Source organism: Kluyvera sp., from assembly GCF_047971185.1.
GTDB lineage: Bacteria > Pseudomonadota > Gammaproteobacteria > Enterobacterales > Enterobacteriaceae > Kluyvera.
On sequence record NZ_JBKDZH010000062.1, the window covers coordinates 1 to 2260 of the forward strand.

Below are 2260 nucleotides of genomic sequence, written 5' to 3' on the forward strand. Positions count from 1 at the left end.
CATTCCTTCTGTTCCTCGTTCAGTTACTTTACACTTTCGACGTTAAGTTCCACCTTTTCAACACTATCACGCAGCTTCGCTTCCAGCCCCTCACACAGGATTTTCAGTTCATTATTTTCCCTCTGCAAGGTCTCCCGCTTACCTACAACGTCATGCAGCCTAGCCAGCAGTCCTGCTATCACCTCCTCCAGCATATACACTCTTCTCTGCAGCATTATTTCGCCACCTTTTTCGTCCTGAGAGTGAAACCCAGAAAACGCACCCTCACCACTACTTGTAAACACTGCTGCCGCGGCGTCATCTTGGTCTTTGACTTTCCTACGGGTGTTCATTTTCACTCTTAACTCATGGATATTAACCTGACTGATCACAATTATGAGACGGGACAGCACTTATGGCATAGCTCCCACCTATCTGTCGCCCACTAGGCTGCGCGGACTTGTAGAATTTCCTTATTTCGCTGGAGAGGGAACAACACGTGTGGACCGTTCACCGTTCTCCGTGTGTGTTAAGCCTCAGCTGCTTGGCGCTGCCTGGCACCATTGATTATTGAGCTCTTTCATGTGGTTGACAGCTAAGTGTGTCCCAGGTACAAAGTCCAGTATAAATCTAACCATTTTGTTCTGAACCATATATAATTTTTGTTTGGCTTTCTGTGTCATTGCAGCACATTATGATGATATAGCATATAATGCAGATGACAGTGAACAAGCGCTTGGCACAGGATCTTTTTTACTGCTGTTGGGAAGCATCTTGCCTGTCTGTACCAAAGTTTTATCCAACCAGTACATTTCTTAGCAACTGTTTCCAGTATTCCTTCTCTGGATAGTGTTTCATCAAAATTTATCCCTAAGTATTTCACTTTTGAAACAAATTCTATTGAAGTGTCCTTGCATTTTACTCCAGACCCTTCTGTACTCCTCATTTTCTGCTTTGTACTGCAAAGCATGGCCTCAATCTTTCCTCGGTGGAGCGAGAGTCTGTTGTCTACCAGCCACACATTGCGTGATTCTAGCTCTTTAGAGAGGGTATCTGATACAGTTCTAGGGTCATTATCTGACACAAGTAGTACACTGTCGTCTGCATATAACAATAGTTTGCATTTAACACTGATTGGCATGTCATTCACATAACATAAATTTAGTAATGGACCCAGGATGCTTCCCTCCGGCACTCCACATGCAAGAGGCAAGGATTCTAAGACTGTCTCCTATTTTGAGTTTCTGAGTTCTGTCACTAAGATAAGATCTAAACCAAGTAGTGGACCAAGTGCCCATCGCTTCCACTTTGTTACATAGTATAGTGTGGTCAACAGTATCAAATGCCTTCTGTAACTCTAGACAGACCATTCCTGTTTAGCTACCTTTTGCCATCTGAATTCGGATATGGTCCGTGAGGTGAATCCGACATGTTTCTGTGGAGTACATACCTCTTAACCCTGACTGGAACTTATATGGAATGCTGTTTTCTTTTAGGTATTGTTCATCCGGAATGTAAATTGCCCTTTCAAGTATTTTGGGTACAATGCATAATATACTAACATATCTGTAATTACTGACATTTAGTTTCTCTTTCTTGTGTATCAGTGTAACAATTGCTTCCTTTACTTGGTTTGGTACCGTGTCTGTCTTAATTGACATGTTTACTGTGTGGGTTAAGGGTTCAGCTATAACCTTAGCTTCATCACTGAGGAACCTGGCAGGTAATTTGTCTGGGCCTGTACTCTTGTTAGTTTTCAGTTACATTAATTCATGCATTGTAAAGTCAGGAGAAACTGTCGTCAGTGTGAATCTATTTGGGAGAATGCCTTTGTTTTTATAGTAATTTTGGAATGTTGATGTATCTGTGGTGTACTTGTTTGGTGACAGTGGAAGAGTTCAAGCTAGTGTGTCTGCAGTCGTTGTGAAGAATGAATTGAAATAGTTGGCTACCTTTACTTCATGGTGACATGTTTTCCCATCACTATTAAGTACCATTGCAGGATTTTCTTTTGGCTTGTCTCTGTATCCTGTTGATTTCAAGTGCTTCCATAGCTTCATGTTTGTGTTCCTCAGTCATATTGCAGAAGTTGTCTGCCCTTACAGTTTTTATATCTCTGGCTAGCTTATGCTGTGCTCTGTTGTATTCCTGTCAGGGTTCAGTGTACCCTTTTCTTGAGAGGCTCACTGGATGATTGTGATGATGAAGGGCATTTGGGTGGCATGATGCAGTTGACGAAAGATGAGATGTGAAAAAATTCCACAATACACTCGAACCTCGG

At 42.1% G+C, this 2260-nt stretch carries 2 protein-coding genes; both read right to left on the reverse strand.

The annotated features are described in order from the left end of the window. Nucleotides 1-23 precede the first annotated feature (23 nt). Nucleotides 24-338 (reverse strand): hypothetical protein, encoded by a 315-nt coding sequence (locus ACK5JN_RS17385; protein ID WP_416871308.1) that lies wholly within the window; start codon nucleotides 336-338, stop codon nucleotides 24-26. 320 nt (nucleotides 339-658) lie between these two features. Then, the gene (locus ACK5JN_RS17390; RefSeq protein WP_416871309.1) at nucleotides 659-1192 is read right to left on the reverse strand and encodes a reverse transcriptase domain-containing protein; all 534 of its coding nucleotides are present in this window, start codon (nucleotides 1190-1192) and stop codon (nucleotides 659-661) included. Between the last annotated feature and the right edge of the window lie 1068 nt (nucleotides 1193-2260).